Source organism: Ciceribacter sp. RN22 (assembly GCF_024054295.1).
GTDB lineage: Bacteria > Pseudomonadota > Alphaproteobacteria > Rhizobiales > Rhizobiaceae > Allorhizobium > Allorhizobium lividum.
Map to the genome: position 1 here is coordinate 1,150,344 of NZ_JAMXLD010000002.1, position 23,622 is coordinate 1,173,965.

The window sequence follows — 23,622 nt, forward strand, 5'->3', positions numbered from 1 at the left end:
TGTCCTCGGCTCGGAGCCGACTCTCCTTGCCGCTGGCGACGTGATTTGATCAGCGACCAGCGTGAGACATTCAAAGGGCGTGCCAGATTCTGGGTGCCATATAAGTTATTGAAATGTAAAGGCTATAGTGTGCCCGTTCAATAAAGCGGCACGAAAAGGATATTCATCTGATAAAAATATAGGCAGATTCTATTTTTTGCCTTCGTTTTCATCATTTGCACGATTGCGGATCAGACCCTCTTGCGCAACCGAGGCGATCAGCTGACCAGACCGCGAATAGAGGCTCCCGCGTGTCATGCCTCTTGCGCCCGAAGCACTGGGGCTGTCCTGCGTGTAAAGCATCCAGTCTCCGAGGTCGCAGGGACGATGAAACCACATGGCGTGGTCGAGGCTCGCAACCTGGAGGTTGGGATCAAAAATTGACGTGCCGTGCGCGTAGAGCGAGGTATCCAGCAACGTCATATCGGAAAGATAGGCGAGGATGGCCGCCTGGTAACGATGATCGTCGGGCACCGCTCCCACTGCACGAACCCAGATGTGTGCGGTTGGTTCCAGCTTTTCCTTGGAGACATAGTGGATGAGCGAAACCGGTCTGATCTCGATCGGACGGTTACGCCCCCAATACCGCCGCACGTTCTCGGGCGCATCCGCGAGGAAGATTTCCTTGAACTCCTTTTCGCCGATCAGTTGTTCCGGTGGAGGAACTTCTGGCATCACCACCTGGTGGTCGAAACCGGGTTCCTCCAGCTGGAAGGAGGCCGACATCGAGAAGATCGCTTTGCCGTGCTGGATTGCGACAACGCGGCGGGTTGTGAAGCTTGCGCCGTCACGAATGCGCTCGACCTGATAAATGATCGGCACGGATGGGTCCCCGGGACGCATGAAATAGGCGTGGAGGGAATGGACGAGACGGTCATCCTCGACGCAGCGCTGCGCCGCCATCAATGCCTGGGCAATGACCTGCCCACCGAAGACGCGTTGCCAACCGTTCTGCGGGCTGCTTCCGCGAAAGAGGTTCTCCTCCAGCTTCTCGATATCGAGGGTCTTGATGAGACCGTCCATCGCACTGGGTTCTTCGTTCTGCTGGGACATGTTATGAAGGCCTCGCATGTAGGAAGAAGTTCAAGGCTGATCTATATAGGTGCCTTGCCACACACAAGTGCTAATGGAGTGCGTGATGTTGGATATGTTGGTCGTCGGCGGCGGATATGTCGGGCTTTCGGTGGCGCTGGCGGTCAAGCAGGCCGCCCCGCATCTGTCCGTGGAGGTCGTCGAGGCCGCTCCGGAAGACGCCTGGAAGAAGGACCCCCGTGCCTCGGCGATCATTGCGGCGGCCATCCGCATGCTGGAAGTTTTCGGGATATGGGCTCGTATCGAGCCGGAGGCGCAGCCGATCACCAGGATGATCGTGACCGATTCGAAGACGTCCGACCCGGTCCGGCCGATTTTCCTCACGTTTGACGGTGCGGTCGAGGAAGGGCGACCGTTTGCCTATATGATACCGAATGTGGCCATGGTGGGTGCACTGAGGGACGCCTGCGCCAAGGCTGGCGTCGCCATTCGGCACGGGTTGCGCGCCACCGGATTCGAAAGTGGTCCGGCTGCCGCGGCATTGACGCTCTCCGACGGGACGGTGCTGTCCGCCCGACTCGTCGTTGCTTGCGACGGCGTGCGCTCAAGACTGAGAGACATGGCCGGAATCAAGACGATCACCTGGGACTACGGCCAGTCTGGAATCGTTACGACCGTCGAGCATGAGCGGCCGCATGATGGCTGCGCCGAAGAGCACTTCCTTCCCGCCGGACCCTTCGCCATCCTGCCGCTGAAAGGCAATCGCTCGTCCCTCGTGTGGACGGAGCGCACGGAAGAGGCCGACCGGCTTGTTTCTGCCGACGATCTCGTGTTCGAGGAAGAACTGGAACGTCGTTTCGGTTACAAGCTGGGCTCTATACGGGCGGTGGGCGACCGACGTGCCTTCCCGCTCGGACTGACATTGGCACGTGCCTTCGTCGCACCGCGCCTTGCGCTCGCAGGCGATGCTGCCCATGGCATTCATCCGATCTCGGGTCAGGGCCTGAATCTCGGCTTCAAGGACGTGGCGGCGCTTGCCCAGACAGTGGTCGAGGCGGACCGTATCGGCCTTGATATCGGCGATCTCAACGTACTCGAACGTTACCAGGAGTGGCGGCGCTTCGACACCTTCCGCATGGGTGTGACGACGGACGTGCTGAACCGCCTGTTCTCGAACGACGTGTCACCTATTCGAGCCATGCGCGATTTCGGATTGGGCCTTGTCGATCGGCTGCCGGGGCTGAAATCGTACTTCATTCGTGAAGCGGCCGGAACCGGAGGGGGCGCCGGGCAACCACGACTTCTGGCGGGCCAGTCGCTTTAATCGGTCGCGTCGTCAGTCTCCGAGCCTGCGCGCTTCGGATACGAGCATGATCGCGACGCCGTCGCGAACCGGATAGGCGAGCTTCGCCTTTTCCGAAACCAGTTCGTTTTTCTGTCGGTCATAGGTCAGGTGGGTCTGTGTCAGCGGACAGACGAGAAGCTCCAGAAGCTTCGGATCGACTGTGCTCGTTAGGCTATCCATACCGGTCGTCCTACTGGAGAATCGTGTCGGGGTCGCCAAACTCGCGCGCAAGAGCAATCTCGGTGATCGCAATCAGCGTTTCGGCACGGCTGCGCATGTCAGGAGCCTCGAGGAGCGCTTGCTTTTCTGCCGGGCCGAAGGGCGACATCATCGACAGGGAGGTCACGAGCGTCGTGTTGCTTGCACGCTCGACGCTTTCCCAGTCGGCTTCCAGTTTGTTCGCCTCGAGGTAGGCGCGGAACGCGGCGAGAAGTGCGTTGCGATCGATCGTCGCCTCTTCGTCCGCATCGGAAAGGTCGGCAAAAAAGGGCGCGATCCGAAAGCTGCGGTAGGGACGATGACTTGCGATCTCCTCCATCAGCCGGAAGCGACATACGCCGCCGAGCGAGGTGATGTAGCGTCCATCGCCCGTCTCCCCGAAGGAAGTAATTCGTCCGATACAGCCGACCTGACAGAGCGCTGGTCCCGACACGGGTTCGCTCGCGAACGTTCCCTGGAATGCTGGTTGGACGACGCCGATCAAGCGGTTACCCGCCAGCGCATCGTCGAACATCTCAAGGTAGCGCGGCTCGAAGATGTTGAGGGGCAATTGTCCGCCGGGCAGCAACAAAACGCCGCTCAAGGGGAAGACCGGCAGGACTTCCGGCAAGTCCTTTTCCGTCAGATATCTCGCATTGCCGACTTTCATCAATGCACTCCCGGTACGGGCGGAAAAGCCGCCCGTACCTTTCAATATGTGGTTCGTGCCGAAGCGAACTCAAGAAGCGCTTGATCGATCGTCAGGAAAAGAGGATCGACGAAAGCTTCCTTCGGGCCATGGCTGTCACCGGGTCCTTTGCACCCCATACATCAAAGAACTGCAAGAGCTGGCGACGGGCGCCATCATCATCGAAAGCCCGGTCGCGACGCATGATCATCAACAGGTGCTCCGCCGCTTCCTCGCGCCGCCCCTGCACGTTCAGAATCTTGGCGAGTTTCATGCGGGCTTCGTGATTGTCCGGGTCGAGAGACAGTTCGTGCTCGAGCGCTTGCGGATCTCCGAGCTTGCGAGCCTCGCTGATCTGCTCCAGCTTCCTGGTCACAGCCTGCAGTTCCGGCGCCTTGGCAAGGGGCTCGGGAAGATTGGCAACGAGCTGCGACGCGCGCTCGTGCTGACCGGTGCCAAGCATGCATTCCGCGATGCCCGCTATCGCACGCACGTTTTCGGGATCGGCTTGCATCACGGCTCCGAAAAGCTGTGCGGCGCCTTCGAAGTTTCCTGCGGCGACGAGACCGTCAGCCTCGTCGAGCGCTGCCGTCAGCTCGGCTTCGCCGGTGTTGCCTTCAGGGCCGGCCAGCTTGTCGATGAACTGCCGGACCTGGCTCTCGGGAATGGCGCCCATGAACCCGTCGACCGGTTGACCGTTGACGAAGGCGACGACGGCCGGGATCGACTGAATGCCGAGCTGCCCGGGAATGGCCGGATGGTCGTCGATGTTGAGCTTTACCAGTTTGACGCGGCCGTTCGATTCGTTGACTACCTTCTCGATTACCGGCGCCAGTTGACGGCAGGGCCCGCACCACGGTGCCCAGAAGTCGACCAGCACTGGCTGCTTGCGGGATTCGTCAAGAACGTCCTTCGCAAAGCCCGCGGTCGTCGTGTCCCTGATGTGGCTTCGTGGCGGGGTATCTCCCAAATGAGCATGGCCCGTCATCTGGCCACCAAAACCGCTATAGGGATTGCTGTTGTCGCTCATCAGAATACTCCGCCGTTGATGGCCGCCTGGGGCCTTCGGTGTGTCGCTAAGATCGTATGTCAGGCCGTTACTTTCAAGACAAGCGGTGTATGTCCGGTTGCTTCAAGAAAGCGCAGCAAGTCGTCACGAGCCACCGATGTCGTAGCGTCGTTCGACAGGGGGTGACCGTTGACGATGTCTTCTTTCATGAGATCGGAATCGAGCACGAACGTGACGTTGTGGCCGGTATCGTTGATCGCCCCGAAGACCGTTACCGCACCCGGGATGACGCCGAGGTATTCCATGAGCTTTTCCGGTCTGCCGAACGAGACGCGACCTGAGGCGCCGAGGATCGTGTGTACCGTCTTCAGGTCCACGACGGCGTTCTCCTCGACGGTCAGAAGAAAATACCGATCCTTCTTGTCCTTGACGAAGAGGTTCTTGGTGTGGCCGCCGGGAATCTCATCGCGAAGCGCGACCGATTCCGCGACCGTGAACACGGGCGGATGATATTTGGTCTTATGGCCGATCTTCAGCTCATCGAGCAGCTGGAAGAGGTCACTGGCGGCTTTTGGGGTATTCGTCATGACTGTCTCTCGGGAAAAGCGTTCGGGGGGGGCCGGGTTGTCCGGCAGAATGATTGATTGATACGGTCGGCGACTTGCGTTGGCAATCACAGACGTTATCGCTCAGGCGGGCGTTTTCCCTTGTTTCCCAACAAGTTGAAAAAATTCTGGACGATTTCGTCATTTCCCTGTTGCATTTGAAAAACGGTTAGGCCATATAGCGCCCGTCGCCGCAACGCGGATGACCCACGATCCACCGACTACCCCCGGATCGCGGATATGAGCGGGTGTAGCTCAGGGGTAGAGCACAACCTTGCCAAGGTTGGGGTCGGGCGTTCGAATCGCCTCACCCGCTCCAATTCTCCGAAATAAATGAGATCAGGCCAGGCCATCGGAGATGGAATAGCCGCTTTACGGCTGGTCGTCGCCCGCCATTTACGGGCTCCGGCATTTCCCTCAGGAGAATTGCCGGAGGGCGCACTTGGCGCGTACACCTGTCGGTGCACTCGGTCTTCTCTGGCTTCATGCCTTTGAGAAAACGTAATCCGTCTCTTGTCGCAGGAGTTCGCCCGGACGCAGAACGGCGCTCGGAAAATTCGGGTGGTTGATTGCGTCCGGCCACGTCTGGGTTTCCAGGCAGAATCCGGCGAACGGACCATACCGGCGACCCTCGAGCCCTGCGACGGGAACGTTGAGCTTTGCGCTGGCATAGAATTGAACGCCCGGCTCCGTCGTCCGTACTTCCATGGCAACGCCAGAGGTAATGCTGCGAGCAATCGCTACTGTGCGCTTTTCGACACGTGAGGGCGAAAGGCAGAAGTTGCGATCGTAGAGAACACGCTTTCCATCCAACTGGCGGTCCATCGGTGACATTGTCCGGAAGTCGAACGGCGTGCCGTCGACCGGACGAATTTCTCCGGTCGGGATCAGTCGGTCATCGACCGGCAGATAGGCGTCGGCGGCGAGCATCAGGTCGTGGCCGAGGGCATCTTCTCGACCATCGAGGTTGAAATACGAATGCTGGCAGACGTTTGCGAGCGTCGGACGGTCGGTGGTCGATGTGTAGACAACGGACAGAACGCCGTGCTCTCGAAGGGCATAGGTCGCCGTGATCGAGCAGTTTCCGGGATAGCCGGCACGGCCGTCCGGATCCACGATTGCCAGTTCGACACGATCGGGCGCCAGGCTGGCGATGTCCCAGTTGCGTTTGGCGATACCGTCGCTGCCGCCGTGAAGGTGCCCGGTGCCGTTTTCGTTGCGTTCAAGCTGGTATTCTTTGCCGTCCAGTGTGAAGCATCCGTTGGCGATACGATTGGCGCATCGCCCGGGCGTGGCGCCGAAATAGGGGGAGTGGCGCGGGTAGTCGTCGAAGGTTTCGAAGCCGAGGACAAGTGGATGGCTATGTCCTTCAAGGCGCAGATCCTGGATCACCGCTCCCCAGGTCATCACTTTCATCGTCAGCCCGCCGCCCTCGAGGGTCACCCTGTAGACCGGCTCACCCGCCGCCGTCTGCCCGAAGAGTTCGCGTTCCATGGTTCCTCCGCTCGAATTGCCGTTCATTTCCGCAACAGCTCACGCTGAGTGGTCTTCAGCCCGCCGCTGTTTCCCAGGAAAGGGGCTTGGGCCACAACCCTGATCAGGCCGATCGGTCGAGGCCGATGGCATTCAGTTCGTAGGGCGTCGTCTGGTAGATCTCGTTGATCCAGTTCCCAAAGAAGAGATGCGCATGGCTGCGCCAGCGGTTCAACGGTTTCTTCGCCGGATCGTCGTCGGGAAAGTAGTTGTGCGGCACCTTGATCGCCACGCCAGCTGCTACGTCGCGGTTATATTCGTCGGCCAAAGACGTCGAGTCGTATTCTACGTGGTTGAACATGTAGAGGCGGTTTGCCGTCTTCTCGTGCACGAGGCAGACACCCATCTCGTCCGACTCCATCAGGATCTCGAGCCCTTGCACCTTCTCTATGTCGGCCCGGCGCACTTCAGTCCAGCGCGAGACCGGAATCTGGAAGTCGTCGGAAAAGCCGTTCAGGTACACGGAGGACGGATTCAGAATATGGTGGCGGTAGATCCCGAAAGCCTTCTCGCTCAGGAGGTACTTCGGCACGCCGTGGAAGTGGTAGATGGCCGCCATCGCGCCCCAGCAGACATTCAGCGTCGAATGGACGTTGGTCGTCGTCCAGTCGAGAATCTGCCGCAACTCGTCCCAGTAGGTGACCTCCTCGAAAGGCAGAGTTTCAATCGGCGCACCGGTGATGATGAAACCGTCGAACTTGCGGTCGCGGACCTCCTCCCATGTCTGGTAGAAGGCAAGCAGATGCTCCTCCGGCGTATTCTTCGCCTTGTGCCCGCCGATACGGACGAGGGACAGCTCCACCTGAAGCGGCGAGGCGCCGACCAACCGCGCCATCTGCACCTCCGTCTTGATCTTGTTCGGCATGAGGTTCAGAAGGCCGATCTGCAGGGGGCGAATGTCCTGGCGGATCGCAACCGTTTCGGTCATCACGCGCACGCCCTCGTGCACGAGAGTCTCGAAGGCAGGCAACGTATCGGGAATCTTGATCGGCATGTTCGAACTCGACCTTCCTTGCGGTGCAGTTGCAGCCACACATACAAAAACTGCCGGCGATCTTGCAGATCGCCATTGGTCCTCGGAAAGTCCTTCGGAGCTCGCCTCGGCCCTTTAGCGATTTGTTTAACGTGGCTGCAAGCCGGCCGGCCAAATCACCACGAGTGTGGCTAGATACGCTCAGGTACCCTGCCAGTCAACGGAAATCCAGCATTACGCCGGCCTGAACACGGCTTTGCAGCTTCCCTCCCGTACCATGAAGGCAAGTCGGTGTGGCCACCGATATTCTTTCCTTTTCCTGACGAGATGCGCTATGGCGGGCGCATGACGAAGACTACCTTTACCATCCTCCTCGGGGGGCACCTGGTCCTGACCGAGCGGTTGAAGTCGGCCGTCTCGGGTGGGCGTTTCATCGCCGCCGACGGCGGAATGCGTCACGCGTCCATGCTCGGTATCGTGCCGGAGCTATGGGTTGGTGACTTCGATTCTTCGCCGGAAGCTCTGGGAGAAGCCTGGCCGAATGTCGACCGGCTCCCATATCCGGCTCAGAAGGCGGAAACTGACGGTGCGATCGCGATAGGCGAAGCGATCCGACGCGGCGCCGACCGGCTGATCCTCGCCGGTGCGCTCGGGGGGGAGCGCTCGGATCATGCACTCATGCATCTCCTGCAGGGACTGCAACTCACCAAGGAAGGATACGAAACGCTCCTGACCTCAGGCGAGGAAGAGGCCTATCCACTGCTTCCCGGAAGGGCGACAGTGGATCTGCCGCGAGGTTCGCTGTTTTCGGTCGTCGGACTGTCACCCCTTTCAGGCCTGTCGATCCACAACGCGCGCTATCCGCTTGAAGACTTCTCCCTGCCGCTCGGGTCGACGCGTACCATCTCGAACGTCGCCGAGGGCGCGATTATCTTGTCGCTCGACAGCGGGGAAGCAATGCTTCTTGCCCGCCCCTTTGACCTGACTGGAGCATAAACCATTGGCGCCTCCTATCCTCAAACTCGACAACATCTTCCTGTCCTTCGGCGGTACGCCGTTGCTTTCCGGCGCGAACCTTCAGGTAGAGCCGGGCGATCGCATCTGCCTCGTCGGACGCAATGGATCGGGTAAATCGACTTTGATGAAGATCGCCGCCGGACTTGTTGAGCCGCAGTCCGGTGAGTTGTTCCGACATCCGGGCGCGACTGTCCGTTATCTCGAACAGGCGCCCGATTTCGACGGATACGAGACCGTCCAGTCCTATGCGGAAGCCGGACTGGGGCCGGGAGATGACCCCTACCGCGTCGCATATCTTCTGGAGCACCTCGGTCTGACCGGGCAGGAGGATCCCAGGAGCCTTTCGGGCGGCGAAGCGCGCAGGGCAGCGCTGGCACGTGTTCTTGCACCTGAACCGGATATTCTGCTGCTCGACGAGCCGACAAACCATCTCGACCTGCCGACCATCGAGTGGCTCGAAGGTGAGCTTCAGAAGAGCCGCAGCGCGCTCGTTCTGATCTCTCACGACCGCCGCTTTCTTGAGAAGGTTTCGACCGCGACGGTCTGGCTCGACCGCGGCATTGCGCGTCGTCTCAACCGGGGCTTCGGTCATTTCGAGGAGTGGCGTGACAAGGTCCTCGAGGAGGAAGAGATCGAACAGCACAAGCTCGGCAAGGCGATCGAGAGGGAAGAGCACTGGCTCCGTTACGGCGTTACGGCGCGACGTAAGCGCAATATGCGTCGTCTCGGGCAGTTGCAGGCGATGCGCGCCGACTATCGCGGCCACAGAGGACCGCAGGGGACCGTGCAGGCAAGCCTCGCCGATGCGCGCGAATCCGGGAAGCTGGTCATCGAGGCGGAACGGATCACGAAAGCGTATGGTGGACGCACGATCGTCGCCCCGTTTTCGATCCGCGTTCACCGTGGCGATTGCATCGGCCTCGTCGGGCCGAACGGCGCAGGCAAGACGACACTGCTCAAGATGCTGACGGGGCAGCTGGAACCGGATGGTGGAACCGTCAAGCTCGGAACCAACCTCGAGATCGCTGTGCTCGACCAGAAACGCGAGGATCTCGATCCCGACGACACGCTGGCCCACTATCTGACCGACGGTCGGGGCGAGAATCTTCTCGTCAACGGCGAGCAGCGGCACGTCACCGGTTACATGAAGGATTTTCTGTTTCAGCCCGAGCAGGCGCGCACCCCGATCCGCAATCTGTCTGGCGGCGAGCGGGCACGGTTGATGCTGGCGCGCATCATGGCAAAGCCGTCAAACCTGCTGATCCTCGACGAGCCAACGAACGATCTCGACATCGAAACGCTTGATCTGTTGCAAGAGATCGTCGCCGGTTATCCCGGTACGGTTATCCTCGTCAGCCACGACCGTGACTTCCTGGACCGCACGGTTACCTCGACGATTGCGCCGGCCGACCCAGAGCTGCCGGACGGTCGCTGGATCGAGTATGCCGGCGGCTATTCCGATATGCTGTCGCAAAGAAAAGGCGCCGAGGACGAACGTCGCCGCGCTGCAAGGACAGACAAAGGGAAAGTTCAGGAAGGCGGTGAAAAGTCGCCGGAGGGGCCAGCATCGAAGGGCAAGGCCAAGCTCTCTTACAAGCAGAAGTTCGCGCTGGAGAACCTGCCGAAGGAGATTGCGAAAGCCGAGGGAGAAATCGCCGCCCGGGAAGCGAAAATGGCAGATCCAGGCTTGTTCTCGCGGGACCCGGCAGCGTTCAACATGCTGGCGAAGGAGCTGGAGAAGCTGCGAGCCGACCTCGCGCGAATGGAAGAAGAGTGGCTCGAACTGGAGATGCTGCGCGAAGAACTCGAAGGCTGAAGGTCACCGGCCAGTTTGCGGGAGCGCCTCCAGGTGCAGCAGTCTCGGAGACATTGCGTCGTAGAAGGCGCCGGATCGCCCGATATAGATGAGGGTGGCGTTCTGGAACTCGTGCATCACCGACGATAGTCGTTCGACCGTTTCCGGTTCCAAACCTTCGAGAACATCGTTGAAGACGATCCATTGCGGGCATCGCAGCAGTAGACTGGCGAATGCGAGCGATATCTGCTCGTCCTTTTCGAGCCTGCGATCCCATCGGGCATGTTCGTCAAGGGATTGCGTGAGATCGCCAAGCCCGACCCGGGTTAGTGCTGCTGCGATCTCCTCGTCGGAGAAGGAGGGCGCCGACACCGGGAAGAGCAAGGCATCGCGCAGTGATCCTTCCGGAAGATAGTCCAGCTGTGGGACGAAGAGGATCTCCTGCGCAGGCAGCTCGATCGCCCCGCTACCCCACGGCCAAAGTCCGGCAAGCGCATCGAAGAGCAGCTTCCGGTTAATGCCCTGGTCGCCGTTGATCATCACCCTTTCGCCGGCTCCGATGACTGGATCCGGTTCGCGCAAACGAAAGGCGTGATCGCAGCTGTTGCCATTCGGTTTCGCGCAGATCGTCACGTTCTTGAACGCGAGCTGTTCCGTCGCGCCACGCTCGAGCAGGACCTCGCTGCCTTTGGGATGGTAGTCATCCATGTCAACGAGCGCAGCCCTGAAGCTCATGACGCGCAGGAGCGTCGCTTTCCAGTCCGCAATGGAGTCGAAATTGTTGACGTACCAACGCAGGGCCGAGTGGACCTGATTGAAGGCGGCTGCCGACATCATCAATTCTCCGAAGCTCATGGTTCCGGCAAAATAGGCCGGAGACGCGATCAACGTCGGGACGACCAGAGCGAGCCAGCCGAAGCCCGCGGTAACCCAGGTGAGGTTGGTGAGAGCTATCGCGAGTTGGCGGATCAGGCCTATGACATCGTCGATCTTGGTGTGGATGCGCTGGCGCTGGGTTTCGTCGCCGCGCGCAAGTGCTATCGCTTCGAGATTCTCGTTGGTGCGCATCAGCGAGAAGCGCAGGTCGGCTTCACGGGCGTACCGTTCGGCATTGATGCGCGTCAGCCGAAAACCGACAAGGTTGCTGGCCAGAGACGCAATGCTGGCATAGAAGATCGCTCCCCAGACCATGTAGCCGGGGATCGAGAAGCTTGTATCGCCGAAATGAAAGACGAAGCCACTCGATAGTTGCCAGAGCACGCCGATGAAACTGATCAGCAAGATCGTCGCCTGGACGAGGCCAATCGTGAGCGAAGTGGTCATCTCGGAAAGCTTGCGTGCATCCTCGTGCAGCCGCTGATCGGGATTGACGCCGAGAGGACTGGAAAGCGAAAGCCGATACGCTCGCCGGTCTGTCAGCCACTGGTCGACAACGTCGCGTGACAGACCTTCTCGCATGTAGAGCGCAGCCATCTGATTGAGCCATGTCTGCACGACGTTGAGCAGAAGAAGGAACCCGGCGATGAATGCAAAATTCTTCAGCTGGACGATGAATTCCGGCAAATCTCGGCGTTCCAGCGAATTGTAGAAAGGCGCGTTCCATCTGTTCAGAAGGATCTGGCCGTAAGCGGTCAGCAGAATGATTGCCAGCAAGGCTGCCGCGACGAGAACGATACGATTGCGAACCGGCGATTCCCAGAACGACGCTACGGCAATTGTAATCTGTCGTTTGAAGCCGATCTCGTAACTCGCCGCCGCGGTTCCAGACTGCTCTAGTGGCTCTGCATTGGTCATGGGTCAGGCTCTTCCGCGCACCAGGTGGCCGGATAATAGGGCCAAGCAACTTGCCGATCGGTTGATAAGCCGATTGCTGTGGCATGAAAAAGGCAGAAAGGGCAAGCGTCACCGTCCCGTTGAAGCCAGGCGTTCTGGTCGCAAGCCGTCCCATGCTTGCGTGGCGCAAAACGTCGCGCTATTTCTGCCTTGCTCTAACGGGGTGCCAAGGGGTCGTCAGGAACCGGAGGCTGAGAGGTGAACACCAACCCGCGGAACCTGATCCGGCTAGGACCGGCGGAGGGATTAGACGCGTAACAGACGCCCTTTTCCCGGAAGACCAATTCAAAGGAGGGGCGCTTATGCGAGCCACGATATCTGTTTTTCCCGGCCGAGCTTTGGCTGCGGCGGCCGCAATCGTCATGCTGTCGACTGTTCCCGTGTCGGCTGCGGACAAGACGTTGACGATCTACACCTACGAGAGCTTCATCTCCGAGTGGGGGCCGGGGCCAAAGGTCAAGGAGGCTTTTGAAAAGACCTGCGAGTGCAAGGTGGACTTTGTTGGGGTCGCCGATGGTGTGGCTCTGCTCACGCGCCTGAAGCTCGAAGGAGATACGAGCAAGGCCGACATCATCCTGGGGCTCGATACCAATCTCGTTGCCGAGGCGAAGCAGACCGGGTTTTTCGACGTCCACGGCGTCGACACGTCAGCAGTCGAGGTTCCCGGCGGCTTCTCCGACGATACCTTCATCCCGTACGATTATGGTCATTTTGCCGTCGTGTACGACACGCAGGCGCTGAAGACCCCGCCGAAGAGCATGAAGGAACTCGTGGAAGGGGATCCTTCGCAGAAGATCGTGATCGAGGATCCCCGCACGTCGACGCCGGGGCTCGGTTTTCTGCTCTGGGTGAAGTCTGTCTACGGTGATGACGCGCCGGCCGCCTGGCAGAAATTGAAGCGGCGCGTCTTGACCGTGACACCCGGCTGGTCGGAGGCCTATGGACTTTTCACCAAGGGCGAGGTGCCGATGGTGCTGTCCTACACGACATCACCCGCCTACCACATGATCGCCGAGGAAACCGACCGCTACCAGGCTGCCGCCTTCTCCGAAGGCCACTATATCCAGATTGAAGTCGCCGGCATGCTCAAGAATGCGCCCCAAAAGGACCTCGCGAGAGACTTCCTGAAGTTCGTGCTGACACCCGGTTTTCAGGACACCATCCCGACCAACAACTGGATGATGCCCGCCGCGCCAACCTCGGAACCGCTGCCGGAGGCATTCGGAAAGCTCGTCAATCCCTCCAGGACATTCCTGATGTCGCCGGAGGAGGTCGCGGCCAACCGGAAGGCCTGGATCGACGAATGGCTCACGGCAATGACGCTCGAGTAGCGAGATGTTGGTACGACGACAACGCTTGACGGGTTTTCTTGGCGGGGCATTCAGCCTTGCAGCCATAGGGGCGTTTGTCGGCGTCGCGATCCTGTCGCTGCTCCGCTACGGCGGGAGCGGCGGCTTGGCGGTTCTTTTCTCAGATCGGCTACTCCTGTCCGTGCTGCGCTTCACCTTGTTGCAGGCAGCGCTCTCGACGGTACTCTCGGTAATGCTGGCCATTCCGGTTGCAAGATCGCTCGCCCGCCAGACGCGCTTTCCCGGACGGCTGTGGCTTGTCCGGCTTATGGCTGTGCCGATGGGACTCCCGGTGCTGATCGGCGCGCTCGGACTGATCGGCATCTGGGGTCGACAGGGACTGGTCAACGACGGACTGCTCTTCCTTGGCAAGGCGGAGCCGGTCAGCATTTACGGTCTCGGCGGCATCTTGCTCGCGCATGTCTTCTTCAATCTGCCGCTCGCCGCGCGCCTGATGCTTGCCGGACTGGAGCGCTTGCCGTCCGAATATTGGTTGATGAGTGCGACGCTTGGCATGAAGCCACGAGCGGTCTTCCGTTTCATCGAATGGCCTGCGCTCCGCCCGCTCATCCCCGGCATCGCCGGCCTCGTTTTCATGCTTTGCGCCACCAGCTTCACGCTTGTCCTCATTCTCGGGGGAGGTCCCGCCGCCACGACCCTCGAAGTGGCGATCTACCAGGCCCTGCGGTTCGATTTCGATCCGGAGCGGGCGGTTTCGTTGGCCTTCCTGCAGATCGCCGTTACGGCCCTGGTTCTGGTGGCGATGGCCCTTTTTCCGGCGCCGGAGGGACACGGGCAGACACTTGGCCGTCCGTCGCGACGGTTCGACAGCGCGAGCCTTACTGTGCGTCTTTCAGACGGGGCGGTGCTTACCGCCGCTATGTTGTTCCTCGGTCTCCCGCTCGGCTCTGTCGTTCTCTCCGGCCTGAAGGCCGACCTCCTCAGGCTTCTCAGCGAGGAGGCGTTTCTGCGGGCAGCGGTGACAAGCATGGCAATCGCGCTCGGCTCGGCGCTGACGGCACTCGCGCTCGCGCTGGCGACAATCCATGCACAGACGGTGATCGGTCTTCTGCGGCGCCCTGCTCCGGTGATGAACGGCGTCTCGGTGCTGCTGGCCGGTGTGTCATCCCTCGTACTGCTCGTCCCGACCATTGTACTCGCGACGGGTTGGTTCATGGCGCTAAGATCGATGGGCGACATCGCGAGCTTTGCACCGGCGGTCGTTGTTGGGATCAATGCGTTGATGGCCTTGCCCTTCGTCATGCGGGTCGTGAAGCCGGCTCTGGCAAACCATCGCGCGGCAACGGAGCGTCTGGTCCTTAGCCTGGGCATCGGCGGTTTCTCGAAGTTGTGGCTCGTCGACTGGCCACCGCTCAAGAAGCCATTACTGACAGGTCTCTCCTTCGCCATGGCGCTTTCGCTCGGCGACCTCGGAGCCGTGGCCTTGTTCGGCTCGGAAAAAGTAACGACCTTGCCGTGGCTGATCTACAGTCGCATGGGGCACTACCGGACTAACGATGCCGACGGGCTCGCTCTGATTCTCGGCCTGATTTGCCTGCTCTTAACCCTCGCCGGCACCACCGGCGAACCGCCCCGGAAGGATAACGTCGAGAATGCCGGACGAATCTGATGCCGTTGTCCTGGAGGATGTCCGGCTCCAACTCGGGGCACAGGACTTTTGGTTCGATTGCCGAATTCCCAAGGGAGCGATCACCGCAGTCGCCGGACCCTCCGGCTCCGGAAAGTCGACTCTGCTCAACCTCATCGCCGGGTTCGAAACACTGGATCAAGGTCGGCTACTGATCGAAGGGAGGGACGTCGGCGGCCTTCCGCCGGCCGATCGTCCGGTTTCCTTGGTGTTTCAGGACAACAATCTCTTTGCCCATCTCGATTTGTTCACGAATGTCGGTCTTGGCATCAACCCGGGTCTCCACCTCGGTGCCGACGAGCGTGCGATGGTCTCGACGGCACTGAAGCGCGTTGGGCTCGCGGGCTTTGAGTGCCGTCTTCCCTCGACGCTCTCCGGTGGGGAGCGTCAGCGCGCTGCGTTTGCGAGAGCGCTCGTGCGGCGCAAACCGCTGCTGTTGTTGGACGAGCCCTTCGCAGCCCTGGATCCGGGATTGCGATCGGCCATGGCAGACCTTCTCGAAGAGCTACATCGCGAAACGCGCAACACGGTGATGGTCATCACCCATGACGCGGATGAGGTGGCACGTCTTGCGGAGCATGTGCTCTTCGTGGATCAGGGAAGAATCTCCTTCTCCGGTCCGGTCGATGTGTTCTTTGATCGTGGCGACATCGAAGGCATCAGGACGTTTCTCGGTGGTTGACTTGAAGTGTTGCATCTCGGTGTCGTCGCCATAATTTGGACGTGCCCCAGTGGCATTCGCAACTCGGATGATGCATTTTCCGCGTACATGCCTCGGTATCGTCTTACCGGAGAAGGCTCCCTTTCCTATATGTTGTGTTGCGGTTACCGGTTGAATGATGTTGTTTCGGGCATATCGAAGACACGAAGAACACGCAGCCGGTAATGTTTATCGAGGGCGGCACGCATTGGTGCCGACCCTTCATATCGAAGGAAGGTAGCCTGGGCAGAATGCCAGCTCCGACGGACAGAGATATGTTGGTGCCCAGTCCTTTTGCGAGCTCGCGGGGATTGCGGCGGTCGTTGCATCTGCTCGCAGCCGTTTCGTTGACCGCGCTCTTGTCGTCATGCCAATCGCTATTCGAACAGGCTTACGTCGCCGACGTCTCTCCGTCGAGTAACCCGCAGATCGTCGAAGAGGTTCAGAAGGGCGACCCGCGTGCACAGATGGGCGCGCGCGAACATCCGCGGATCGTCGCGAGCTATGGCGGCGAGTATCATGACGAGAAAACCGAAAAGCTGGTCGCACGTATTGCGGGCGCGCTTACCGCCGTTTCGGAGAATCCCAACCAGTCCTACCGAATCACGATTCTCAATTCCCCGGCAATCAACGCCTTTGCGTTGCCTGGCGGCTATCTCTATGTGACCCGTGGTCTCCTTGCGCTTGCCAACGACGCATCGGAGGTCGCAGCCGTCTTGTCGCATGAGATGGCTCACGTCACAGCCAATCATGGAATTGAGCGCCAACGACGCGAAGAGGCGGAGGTGATCGCAAGCCGCGTCGTGGCCGAGGTTCTTTCGAGCGATCTCGCCGGCAAGCAGGCATTGGCCCGTGGGAAACTTCGGCTCGCGGCCTTCTCGCGCCAGCAGGAGTTGCAGGCGGACGTGATCGGCGTGCGAACACTGGGGGAGGCGGGGTACGACCCCTACGCGGCGGCTCGCTTTCTCGATTCCATGGCGGCCTACAGCCATTTCACGTCGGTTGACCCTTATTCGGACCAGAGTCTCGACTTCTTGTCGAGCCACCCCAATGCCCCTCAGCGGGTCGAGTTGGCTCGACGCCACGCGCGCGCTTTCGGTCCCGAAGGAACTCACGGCGAGACGGGGCGTGACTATTACCTGCAGGGAATCGACGGCCTGCTTTATGGTGACAGCCCGCAGGAGGGCTATGTCCGTGGACAGACGTTCCTTCACACCGGGCTCGGTATTCGTTTCGATGTTCCGGACGGCTTTCAGATCGACAACAAGGTCGAAGCCGTCTTGGCGACCGGACCGGGTGACGTGGCAATTCGATTCGACGGGATCGCCGACAGCGATCACCGCAGCCTTTCCAATTACATTTCTAGCGGATGGGTCACAGGGCTTCTTCCCGAAACCATTCGCGCGACCAACGTCAACGGCCTCGAGGCGGCCACTGCACGGGCCTCGGCGGAACGGTGGGATTTCGATGTCACCGTCATCCGGATCGGTCCGCAGATCTTCCGCTTCCTCACGGCAGTGCCGAAGGGTAGCCCGGCCCTTGAGCCGACGGCGGAAAAGCTTCGGTCGAGCTTCCGCCGGATTACCCGACAGGAGGCTGCTTCTCTGAAGCCGTTGCGTGTTCGGGTTGTGACGGTCGCGCAAGGCGACACGGTTGGGTCGCTCGCGGCGCGGATGATGGGCACAGAAAGGAAGCTCGAGCTGTTCAAACTGATCAACGCGCTCAATTCTGGTTCGACTGTGACGCCCGGAAGTCGGGTCAAGATCATTTCCGAGTAACGCTCGCCGATCGGCGAATTTTTGTCAGGTGGCGAGTTCGCGCAGTTCCCCCGATTTGGGGCCGCAGGTGGTTAGCGCCGTCTTCAGCTTTTCCATTGCCCGGGTTTCGATCTGACGTACCCGCTCCTTCGATATGCCGAGTTCGGCGCCCAGTTCCTCAAGTGTGGCACCGTCTTCGGATAGGCGGCGTGCCCGTATGATCCGGGTTTCCCGGTCATTCAGTCGCTCCATCGCGCACTTGAGCCATTTCGACCGGCGCTCTCCATCGATCTTGCCGCTGACCTGCTCGTCGGGCGGGAGCTCGTCGCTTTCCAGCATTTCAAGTTGCTCGACGCCCTGTCCGTGTCTGCCCATAACGGGTGTCTGCAGGGAGGCGTCACTGCCGGCCAGACGGGCGTCCATCGATTGGACATCCGCGATGCTGACGCCGAGAGCAGTGGCGATCTGCTGATGGATGGCCTGATCGGTCAGGTGACTGTCGGTTTGCGCGAGCTTCGCACGCAGCCTGCGAAGATTAAAGAAGAGCGCCTTTTGAGACGAGCTCGTTCCGCCCCTGACGATCGACCAGTTGCGGAGAATGTAGTCTTGCATCGAGGCGCGGATCCACCATCCGGCATAGGTGGAAAAGCGAACCTCCCGCGCCGGGTCGAACCGGGCCGCCGCTTCGAGAAGGCCTATGTATCCTTCCTGGATCAGATCGTTGAGCGGAAGACCGAAGCCACGGAATTTCGTCGCCATGGCGATGACAAGGCGCATATGCGCGTAGGCAATGCGATTGCGGGCTTCCCGGTCCTGGCCATCTTTCCATCTTTTGGCGAGATCAATTTCCTCCTCGCGTTCGAGATAGGGCTGAGCCATCGCAAAGCGGATAATGTGTCTGTCAACGGACATGGCGTTCATTTGCGTCTCCAAAACTGGATGGCCATGCGGGGCACGAGCACTGACGGCCCTTGATGAACGGGTAAGCAGGGCGCTGGTTCCATGGTTCAGGAAAATTTCCTCTCTGCTTCCAAGGAGAACCGCACGGAGCTGCGCATCGCGCACCCATTCTACGGGTTCGTCGCCAAATCGATGCATGTCGTTGACTGGAAATGCCTCTTCTCACGCACTTGTGAAAGTATGAGAGGGAGCGGAGTCCTCAGCGTGATCGTCGTGCGCGAAAACCCGGCCAGACGTTGCGAAGCAGAGAGAGACGCGGCGCCGGTAGCCCGTTCGGAGCGGTTTTGAAGACGATGCCATAGCGAGAAAAAGCGATCGCGATGAACAGCGAAAACCACGCTCCGAACGCCAATCCAGCAGTTACGTCGCTGGGATAATGTGCTCCTACCATGACTCGCGTCATGCCGAGCCAGACCGCCAGCATGGCAAGAACGACACGATAGCGCGGAAGAAGCAGCGCAAGAGCCATGAACAGCGCGCCTATGGTGGTTGCATGGCCCGAAGGGAAGCTTTCGAAGCGGGCATTTCCGGCAAAGGGCGAGAAGCCGAATGCACCCCACTCTTCGAACTGGATCGGTCGGGCGCGGCCAATCGCGCGCTTGATCAGATTCGCCGAAAGTCCGGATAGCGCGACGGTTGCGAAGAGATAAAGGGCAATCTGGCTTGTGTAGAGCGCTTGAAAGCGTCGCCTGGCACTTTCGATCTTGCTGGATGCCGTGAACGCGGCGAGGAAGACGAAGGCGGACCCGAAAAGAATCCAGCCGGATTTGCCGATGTCGGTGACGGCGCGACTGACCGACCGAATAGCGCTTGCGGCGTCTCCGGCCGTTGCGGCCGCGGGAACATCGAAGACCAGAAACGCAAGCAGGACAAGATTGGCGGTGACGAACAAGAAAATCCGCCAGTAGGACGAAGAAGCAGGAAGCGTATTCCTCTCGTGACGGGCTTTCAGCCAAGCCGCGATTGCACCCGCATTGACTTTCTCAATCGTTCTAACTTGGCGGCCGTTTGCCACGCTCCGTCCTCGATCCTTCTGGCTTCTTGCAATGCGGGGTGGCGTGCAGCCACCCGGCAAAAGTCTACCACGCAACCAGAATGCCCGCGTTCCTTTTGCGCGGGCTCGGTTGTTCGGTCCTTTAGGCAGAAAGTGCCTTGAACTCGGCGAGAATGGTGTCGCCCATTTCCGAGGTCCCGACCTGCCGGCAACCTTCCGCCATGATGTCGCCCGTCCGGATGCCTTTTTCAAGGACGTTTGCGATCGCCTTTTCAAGCGTGTCGGCTTCCTTGATCATGTTGAACGAGTAGCGAAGGCACATCGCGAAAGATGCAATCATCGCGATCGGGTTCGCAATGCCCTTTCCGGCGATATCGGGCGCGGAGCCGTGAACCGGCTCGTAAAGGGCCTTGCGCTTGCCGGTCTTCGCGTCAGGTGCACCGAGTGATGCCGAGGGAAGCATGCCAAGCGAGCCGGTCAGCATGGCCGCGACGTCGGAGAGCATGTCGCCGAAGAGATTGTCCGTGACAATGACGTCGAACTGTTTCGGGTTGCGCACCAGCTGCATGCCGCCGGCATCGGCCAGCATGTGCTCGAGCTTGACGTCCGGATACTTCGTCTTGTGAACTTCGGTAACGACCTGGTTCCAGAGCACGCCCGACTTCATGACGTTCCGCTTTTCCATGGAGCAGACGGCATTCTTACGGGTGCGGGCAAGCTCGAACGCGACCGATGCGATACGCTCGATCTCGTAGGTGTCGTAGACCTGTGTGTCGATTGCGCGTTTCTGACCGTTGCCGAGGTCGGTGATGGTCTTCGGCTCGCCGAAATACACGCCACCCGTGAGCTCGCGCACGATCAGGATGTCGAGCCCCTCGACCAGCTCCGGCTTCAGCGACGATGCCGAGGCGAGCGCGGGATAACAGATCGCCGGACGAAGATTGGCGAAGAGTTCCAGATCCTTGCGAAGACGAAGAAGGCCGGCCTCCGGGCGGACGTCATAGGGAACTGCGTCCCACTTCGGACCGCCGACGGCGCCGAAGAGTACGGCGTCTGCGGCCATGGCCTTGGCCATGTCGTCTTCGGAGATCGCAACGCCGTGCGCGTCGTAGGCGCAGCCGCCGACGAGGCCCTCGTCGGTCTCGAAGCCGGCTTTCACTTCCGAGTTCATATAGGCGATGATCTTGCGGACCTCGGCCATGGCCTCGGGGCCGATGCCGTCACCGGGGAGGAGGAAAAGCTTGCGCACTGTCATGGGAAACCCCTGCTTCAAATGAGTTGCGGCGTTTTATCGGCGGCAGACCGCCATTTCAAGCGCGGCAAGGCCGCAAGCGGTACGCCTTGGGCCACAAGCGATGAAGGCGACCGTAGGGCCGCCTTCATCGAAATTATCGAGAGAGCTTATGCCCAGGGATGAGCAACAGCATTTGCCTTTTCGAAATTCGCGATGCTTGCGGCCTTTTCAAGAGTAAGGCCGATGTCATCGAGGCCGTTCAGCAGGCAATGGCGCTTGAACGGATCAAGGTCGAACTTGATCGTCCCACCGTCCGGACCGGTGATCTCCTGGTTTTCCAGGTCGACAGTCAGGACCGCATTCGAACCGCGGCTCGCGTCGTCCATCAGCTTTTCCAGATTTTCCGGGCTGACGACGATCGGCAGGATGCCGTTCTTGAAGCAGTTGTTGTAGAAGATGTCGGCGAAACTGGTTGAAATCACGCAGCGGATGCCGAAATCGAGCAGAGCCCAAGGGGCGTGCTCGCGAGAAGAGCCGCAGCCGAAATTGTCTCCGGCGACCAGGATCTGCGTGTTGCGATAGGCGGGCTTGTTGAGGACGAAATCCGGGTTCTCGGAGCCGTCTTCCTTGTAACGGGCTTCTGCGAAAAGTCCCTTGCCGAGGCCGGTGCGCTTGATCGTCTTCAGATAATCCTTCGGGATGATCATGTCGGTGTCGATATTGACGACTGGAAGCGGTGCGGCGACACCGGTGAGCTTAACGAACTTTTCCATCATTCCTGCCTGTGATCTTCAACATTCCTGCGGGGCTTCCTGCCAATAGAGGAAAAGCGAGAGAAATTGAAGGAGAATCTCACGGCAGCAGCGTGCTACCGGAATCAGGCGGTTGAGGATTACGTCTGCCCGAACGATATACGGAGCCGGCACTCAAAGATCGATGATGGTGCCGCGGCCGTCATTCCACACATGCATCTCGCGATGCTTGGCCTTGGCATAGAGCGGCGCCGGTTTTGCTCGCGTCGAAAGCATACGTACGGCGAGAGAAACGGTCAGGATCGCTCCGGCGACCAGCGTAAGCGAAATCGTGAAGACGGCGGCGGTCGCGAAGACGCAAATGCCGGCGAGAGCAAGGCCAATGGTGCGAAGGTTTTGCATGGTCGAAGTCCTTTCCAGGATAACGTGGGCCTTCTGCCCCCGAATTGCAAGGTTTTACGAGGTTCGATCGTCTTGCATGCTCCGACAAAGCTTGGCACAAGTGCGCCCATGAGCTCGTCGTCCCTTGCCAATCTTCCGGTCCGGCTGCGCCGTTCCGTCTTGAGCGTTCCCGCCATTAATCCGCGGGCGCTCGCCAAAGTTCCGGATCTCGATTGCGACGTCGTGATCTTCGACCTCGAAGATTCCGTCGCTCCGGAGAAGAAGGGGGAAGCGCGCGAAAATCTCCGGCGTTTCTTTGCGGACGTGTCGGATCTGCATGGCAAGGAGTGCGTCATCCGGATCAACGGGCACGATACCGGATTCGCCGCCGACGACATGGCGGCCGTCATCGCTTGTCGTCCGGACGCAGTGCTGTTACCGAAGGTCGACGGTCCGCAGGACGTGGAACAGGTGGCCGATCTGCTGGCCGAGGCTGATGCACCGGAGCATTTGCGCATTTGGGCCATGATGGAAACGCCGCTCGGCGTGCTCAATGCCGCTGCGATCGCACGAACCGGCCGGACCGACGGGGCGCGGCTTGACTGTCTGGTTGTCGGCCTCAACGATCTGCGCAAGGCGACCGGCGTGCCGGCCGAGCCCGGACGGACCTTTCTCGTCCCCTGGCTGATGCAGGTCGTCTTGGCGGCGCGGGCGTTCGGGCTCGACGTGATCGACAGCGTCAGCAACGATTTCAGGGATATTGCCGCCTTCGAAGCCGAATGCCGGCAAGGGCGTTCCATGGGCTTCGATGGAAAGATGCTGATCCATCCCGCGCAGATTGCTCCGGCGAACTGGAATTTCGGTCCGAGTGCGGAAGAGATTGCGGACGCGCAGGCAATTGTCGAGGTCTTCGCCGATCCGGCAGCGGCTGGGCTCAACGTCGTCAACAGCGGCGGCCGAATGATCGAGCGACTGCATCTCGAGCAGGCTCGACGGTTGTTGACGAAGGTAAGGACTATCCAAGATGGGAAAGGCAATTCAGCATGAGACTTTATCGTTTCCTCACCGGGCCGGATGATGCATCGTTCTGTCACCGCGTCACCGATGCGTTGAACAAGGGCTGGGAGCTGCACGGCGCTCCGAGCCTCTCCTTCAATACCGCGACGAACCAGATGTATTGCGGGCAGGCGGTGGTGAAGACGGTGCACGGCAAGGATTATGATCCGAGCATGAAGCTCGGTGAACAATAAAAAAATGCAACGGCGCGCGTGACGCCGTTGCTTTTCCTTGAAATTTTTCCTCTTCAGCCGCCGGCTGCGGTGTCTTCGGCGCTTTCCTCGATGCGGGCCATGTCGTCGTCACTCAGGCCGAAGTGATGTCCGATCTCGTGGATCAATACATGGGTGATGATGTCGCCTAGGGTTTCGTCGTTTTCAGCCCAATAGTCGAGGATCGGACGGCGGTAGAGCATGATACGGTTCGGCATCTCGCCGGTTTCCATGGTGAAACGCTCGGAAATACCACGGCCTTCGAAGAGGCCCAGCAGATCGAAAGGTGTTTCGAGCGCCATGTCCTCGAAGACTTCATCGGTCGGAAAGTCGGCGATCTCGATGATCAGATTGTCGGTGAGTGCGCGGAATTCTTCTGGCAGATGGCTATAGGCCTCGATCGCCAGTGATTCAAACGTGCTGATCGTCGGTGCGTGGCGCTCGCGCCAATCTTCGGTCTGATCCATCCGGGCCATCGGGACTCCTTGTCTATCCAGTCATATAGGACCTTT

Annotated in this window: 23 protein-coding genes, 1 tRNA gene and 2 riboswitches; of the genes, 10 read left to right on the forward strand and 14 right to left on the reverse strand. The window is 60.0% G+C overall.

The window, feature by feature from the left end; all coding sequences use genetic code 11:
• Positions 1–189: 189 nt before the first annotated feature.
• Entirely contained in the window at positions 190–1,092 is a 903-nt protein-coding gene (tesB, locus tag NHF53_RS20405; RefSeq protein WP_252835806.1) for an acyl-CoA thioesterase II, read from the reverse strand.
• Between the two features lie 85 nt (positions 1,093–1,177).
• Between tesB and NHF53_RS20410 the strand changes: the two genes are divergently transcribed.
• Positions 1,178–2,395, forward strand: coding sequence for a ubiquinone biosynthesis hydroxylase (locus NHF53_RS20410; protein ID WP_252835807.1), 1,218 nt, complete (start codon positions 1,178–1,180; stop codon positions 2,393–2,395).
• Positions 2,396–2,407: 12 nt separating this feature from the next.
• On the opposite strand, the gene NHF53_RS20415 is transcribed toward NHF53_RS20410, so the two are convergent.
• The 4 genes from NHF53_RS20415 to NHF53_RS20430 all read right to left on the reverse strand — a co-directional run bounded on the left by NHF53_RS20415 (position 2,408) and on the right by NHF53_RS20430 (position 4,898).
• Positions 2,408–2,596 (reverse strand): Trm112 family protein, encoded by a 189-nt coding sequence (locus tag NHF53_RS20415; RefSeq protein ID WP_252835808.1) that lies wholly within the window; start codon positions 2,594–2,596, stop codon positions 2,408–2,410.
• A 10-nt stretch (positions 2,597–2,606) separates the two neighbouring features.
• Positions 2,607–3,284 carry an LON peptidase substrate-binding domain-containing protein gene (locus NHF53_RS20420; RefSeq protein ID WP_252835809.1) on the reverse strand — a complete coding sequence of 226 codons (678 nt, stop codon included), beginning with the start codon at positions 3,282–3,284 and terminating at the stop codon, positions 2,607–2,609.
• 91 nt (positions 3,285–3,375) lie between these two features.
• Positions 3,376–4,332, reverse strand: a complete 957-nt coding sequence (gene trxA / locus NHF53_RS20425) for a thioredoxin (protein ID WP_114362754.1) — start codon at positions 4,330–4,332, stop codon at positions 3,376–3,378.
• A gap of 59 nt (positions 4,333–4,391) precedes the next feature.
• Positions 4,392–4,898, reverse strand: a complete 507-nt coding sequence (locus tag NHF53_RS20430; protein ID WP_112690640.1) for a prolyl-tRNA synthetase associated domain-containing protein — start codon at positions 4,896–4,898, stop codon at positions 4,392–4,394.
• A gap of 262 nt (positions 4,899–5,160) precedes the next feature.
• Here NHF53_RS20430 and NHF53_RS20435 point away from each other — a divergent pair.
• Positions 5,161–5,235: transfer RNA gene (locus tag NHF53_RS20435), tRNA-Gly, on the forward strand.
• Between the two features lie 164 nt (positions 5,236–5,399).
• Here NHF53_RS20435 and NHF53_RS20440 read toward each other — a convergent pair.
• Positions 5,400–6,410: an aldose epimerase family protein gene (locus NHF53_RS20440; protein ID WP_252835810.1), complete on the reverse strand. Its 1,011-nt coding sequence runs from the start codon at positions 6,408–6,410 to the stop codon at positions 5,400–5,402.
• A gap of 103 nt (positions 6,411–6,513) precedes the next feature.
• Complete coding sequence (gene metA / locus NHF53_RS20445) at positions 6,514–7,443, reverse strand: homoserine O-succinyltransferase (protein ID WP_252835811.1); 930 nt, start codon at positions 7,441–7,443, stop codon at positions 6,514–6,516.
• Positions 7,444–7,537: 94 nt separating this feature from the next.
• A riboswitch (SAM riboswitch) is annotated at positions 7,538–7,615 on the reverse strand.
• Between the two features lie 152 nt (positions 7,616–7,767).
• On the opposite strand from metA, the gene NHF53_RS20450 reads away from it, so the two are divergent.
• Both NHF53_RS20450 and NHF53_RS20455 read left to right on the forward strand, forming a co-directional pair.
• Positions 7,768–8,418 carry a thiamine diphosphokinase gene (locus NHF53_RS20450; protein WP_114362991.1) on the forward strand — a complete coding sequence of 217 codons (651 nt, stop codon included), beginning with the start codon at positions 7,768–7,770 and terminating at the stop codon, positions 8,416–8,418.
• Positions 8,419–8,422: 4 nt separating this feature from the next.
• Complete coding sequence (locus NHF53_RS20455) at positions 8,423–10,255, forward strand: ABC-F family ATP-binding cassette domain-containing protein (protein WP_252835812.1); 1,833 nt, start codon at positions 8,423–8,425, stop codon at positions 10,253–10,255.
• Between the two features lie 3 nt (positions 10,256–10,258).
• Here NHF53_RS20455 and NHF53_RS20460 read toward each other — a convergent pair whose 3' ends face one another.
• Positions 10,259–12,028 (reverse strand): ABC transporter ATP-binding protein/permease, encoded by a 1,770-nt coding sequence (locus tag NHF53_RS20460; RefSeq protein ID WP_252835813.1) that lies wholly within the window; start codon positions 12,026–12,028, stop codon positions 10,259–10,261.
• 188 nt (positions 12,029–12,216) lie between these two features.
• A riboswitch (TPP riboswitch) is annotated at positions 12,217–12,330 on the forward strand.
• 99 nt (positions 12,331–12,429) lie between these two features.
• Between NHF53_RS20460 and thiB the strand changes: the two genes are divergently transcribed.
• The 4 genes from thiB to NHF53_RS20480 all read left to right on the forward strand — a co-directional run bounded on the left by thiB (position 12,430) and on the right by NHF53_RS20480 (position 17,542).
• Positions 12,430–13,398 (forward strand): thiamine ABC transporter substrate binding subunit, encoded by a 969-nt coding sequence (gene thiB, locus NHF53_RS20465; protein WP_252836021.1) that lies wholly within the window; start codon positions 12,430–12,432, stop codon positions 13,396–13,398.
• A 4-nt stretch (positions 13,399–13,402) separates the two neighbouring features.
• The gene (gene thiP / locus NHF53_RS20470; protein ID WP_252835814.1) at positions 13,403–15,046 is read left to right on the forward strand and encodes a thiamine/thiamine pyrophosphate ABC transporter permease ThiP; all 1,644 of its coding nucleotides are present in this window, start codon (positions 13,403–13,405) and stop codon (positions 15,044–15,046) included.
• Entirely contained in the window at positions 15,030–15,746 is a 717-nt protein-coding gene (locus tag NHF53_RS20475) for an ATP-binding cassette domain-containing protein (RefSeq protein ID WP_252835815.1), read from the forward strand. Before thiP ends, NHF53_RS20475 begins: the two co-directional genes overlap by 17 nt.
• Positions 15,747–16,039: 293 nt before the next feature.
• On the forward strand, positions 16,040–17,542 hold the full coding sequence (locus tag NHF53_RS20480) for a M48 family metalloprotease (protein WP_252835816.1): 1,503 nt from the start codon (positions 16,040–16,042) through the stop codon (positions 17,540–17,542).
• A gap of 24 nt (positions 17,543–17,566) precedes the next feature.
• On the opposite strand, the gene NHF53_RS20485 is transcribed toward NHF53_RS20480, so the two are convergent.
• The 5 genes from NHF53_RS20485 to NHF53_RS20505 form a co-directional block, all read right to left on the reverse strand.
• Positions 17,567–18,442: an RNA polymerase factor sigma-32 gene (locus NHF53_RS20485; RefSeq protein ID WP_252836022.1), complete on the reverse strand. Its 876-nt coding sequence runs from the start codon at positions 18,440–18,442 to the stop codon at positions 17,567–17,569.
• Positions 18,443–18,680: 238 nt separating this feature from the next.
• Complete coding sequence (gene lpxE, locus NHF53_RS20490; RefSeq protein ID WP_252835817.1) at positions 18,681–19,496, reverse strand: lipid A 1-phosphatase LpxE; 816 nt, start codon at positions 19,494–19,496, stop codon at positions 18,681–18,683.
• 121 nt (positions 19,497–19,617) lie between these two features.
• Positions 19,618–20,730: a 3-isopropylmalate dehydrogenase gene (gene leuB / locus NHF53_RS20495; protein WP_252835818.1), complete on the reverse strand. Its 1,113-nt coding sequence runs from the start codon at positions 20,728–20,730 to the stop codon at positions 19,618–19,620.
• 146 nt (positions 20,731–20,876) lie between these two features.
• Positions 20,877–21,482 (reverse strand): 3-isopropylmalate dehydratase small subunit, encoded by a 606-nt coding sequence (gene leuD, locus NHF53_RS20500; RefSeq protein WP_252835819.1) that lies wholly within the window; start codon positions 21,480–21,482, stop codon positions 20,877–20,879.
• Between the two features lie 153 nt (positions 21,483–21,635).
• Entirely contained in the window at positions 21,636–21,863 is a 228-nt protein-coding gene (locus NHF53_RS20505) for a hypothetical protein (RefSeq protein ID WP_252835820.1), read from the reverse strand.
• A 108-nt stretch (positions 21,864–21,971) separates the two neighbouring features.
• Here NHF53_RS20505 and NHF53_RS20510 point away from each other — a divergent pair, with 108 nt between their 5' ends.
• Both NHF53_RS20510 and NHF53_RS20515 read left to right on the forward strand, forming a co-directional pair.
• Positions 21,972–22,889, forward strand: coding sequence for a CoA ester lyase (locus NHF53_RS20510; RefSeq protein WP_252835821.1), 918 nt, complete (start codon positions 21,972–21,974; stop codon positions 22,887–22,889).
• Positions 22,886–23,092 (forward strand): DUF1737 domain-containing protein, encoded by a 207-nt coding sequence (locus tag NHF53_RS20515; protein WP_252835822.1) that lies wholly within the window; start codon positions 22,886–22,888, stop codon positions 23,090–23,092. Before NHF53_RS20510 ends, NHF53_RS20515 begins: the two co-directional genes overlap by 4 nt.
• 53 nt (positions 23,093–23,145) lie before the next feature.
• Here the strand turns inward: NHF53_RS20515 and NHF53_RS20520 are convergent, their stop codons facing one another.
• On the reverse strand, positions 23,146–23,586 hold the full coding sequence (locus NHF53_RS20520; protein ID WP_114362767.1) for a metallopeptidase family protein: 441 nt from the start codon (positions 23,584–23,586) through the stop codon (positions 23,146–23,148).
• Positions 23,587–23,622 lie beyond the last annotated feature (36 nt).

Excerpts from the sequence above, each read along its gene's own strand:
- tesB (WP_252835806.1), bottom strand. The coding sequence starts at position 1,092 with ATGTCCCAGCAGAACGAAGAACCCAGTGCGATGGACGGTCTCATCAAG.
- NHF53_RS20410 (WP_252835807.1), top strand. The coding sequence starts at position 1,178 with ATGTTGGATATGTTGGTCGTCGGCGGCGGATATGTCGGGCTTTCGGTG.
- NHF53_RS20415 (WP_252835808.1), bottom strand. The coding sequence starts at position 2,596 with ATGGATAGCCTAACGAGCACAGTCGATCCGAAGCTTCTGGAGCTTCTC.
- NHF53_RS20420 (WP_252835809.1), bottom strand. The coding sequence starts at position 3,284 with ATGAAAGTCGGCAATGCGAGATATCTGACGGAAAAGGACTTGCCGGAA.
- trxA (WP_114362754.1), bottom strand. The coding sequence starts at position 4,332 with ATGAGCGACAACAGCAATCCCTATAGCGGTTTTGGTGGCCAGATGACG.
- NHF53_RS20430 (WP_112690640.1), bottom strand. The coding sequence starts at position 4,898 with ATGACGAATACCCCAAAAGCCGCCAGTGACCTCTTCCAGCTGCTCGAT.
- NHF53_RS20440 (WP_252835810.1), bottom strand. The coding sequence starts at position 6,410 with ATGGAACGCGAACTCTTCGGGCAGACGGCGGCGGGTGAGCCGGTCTAC.
- metA (WP_252835811.1), bottom strand. The coding sequence starts at position 7,443 with ATGCCGATCAAGATTCCCGATACGTTGCCTGCCTTCGAGACTCTCGTG.
- NHF53_RS20450 (WP_114362991.1), top strand. The coding sequence starts at position 7,768 with ATGACGAAGACTACCTTTACCATCCTCCTCGGGGGGCACCTGGTCCTG.
- NHF53_RS20460 (WP_252835813.1), bottom strand. The coding sequence starts at position 12,028 with ATGACCAATGCAGAGCCACTAGAGCAGTCTGGAACCGCGGCGGCGAGT.
- thiB (WP_252836021.1), top strand. The coding sequence starts at position 12,430 with ATGCTGTCGACTGTTCCCGTGTCGGCTGCGGACAAGACGTTGACGATC.
- thiP (WP_252835814.1), top strand. The coding sequence starts at position 13,403 with ATGTTGGTACGACGACAACGCTTGACGGGTTTTCTTGGCGGGGCATTC.
- NHF53_RS20475 (WP_252835815.1), top strand. The coding sequence starts at position 15,030 with ATGCCGGACGAATCTGATGCCGTTGTCCTGGAGGATGTCCGGCTCCAA.
- NHF53_RS20480 (WP_252835816.1), top strand. The coding sequence starts at position 16,040 with ATGTTGGTGCCCAGTCCTTTTGCGAGCTCGCGGGGATTGCGGCGGTCG.
- NHF53_RS20485 (WP_252836022.1), bottom strand. The coding sequence starts at position 18,442 with ATGAACGCCATGTCCGTTGACAGACACATTATCCGCTTTGCGATGGCT.
- leuB (WP_252835818.1), bottom strand. The coding sequence starts at position 20,730 with ATGACAGTGCGCAAGCTTTTCCTCCTCCCCGGTGACGGCATCGGCCCC.
- leuD (WP_252835819.1), bottom strand. The coding sequence starts at position 21,482 with ATGGAAAAGTTCGTTAAGCTCACCGGTGTCGCCGCACCGCTTCCAGTC.
- NHF53_RS20505 (WP_252835820.1), bottom strand. The coding sequence starts at position 21,863 with ATGCAAAACCTTCGCACCATTGGCCTTGCTCTCGCCGGCATTTGCGTC.
- NHF53_RS20510 (WP_252835821.1), top strand. The coding sequence starts at position 21,972 with ATGAGCTCGTCGTCCCTTGCCAATCTTCCGGTCCGGCTGCGCCGTTCC.
- NHF53_RS20515 (WP_252835822.1), top strand. The coding sequence starts at position 22,886 with ATGAGACTTTATCGTTTCCTCACCGGGCCGGATGATGCATCGTTCTGT.
- NHF53_RS20520 (WP_114362767.1), bottom strand. The coding sequence starts at position 23,586 with ATGGCCCGGATGGATCAGACCGAAGATTGGCGCGAGCGCCACGCACCG.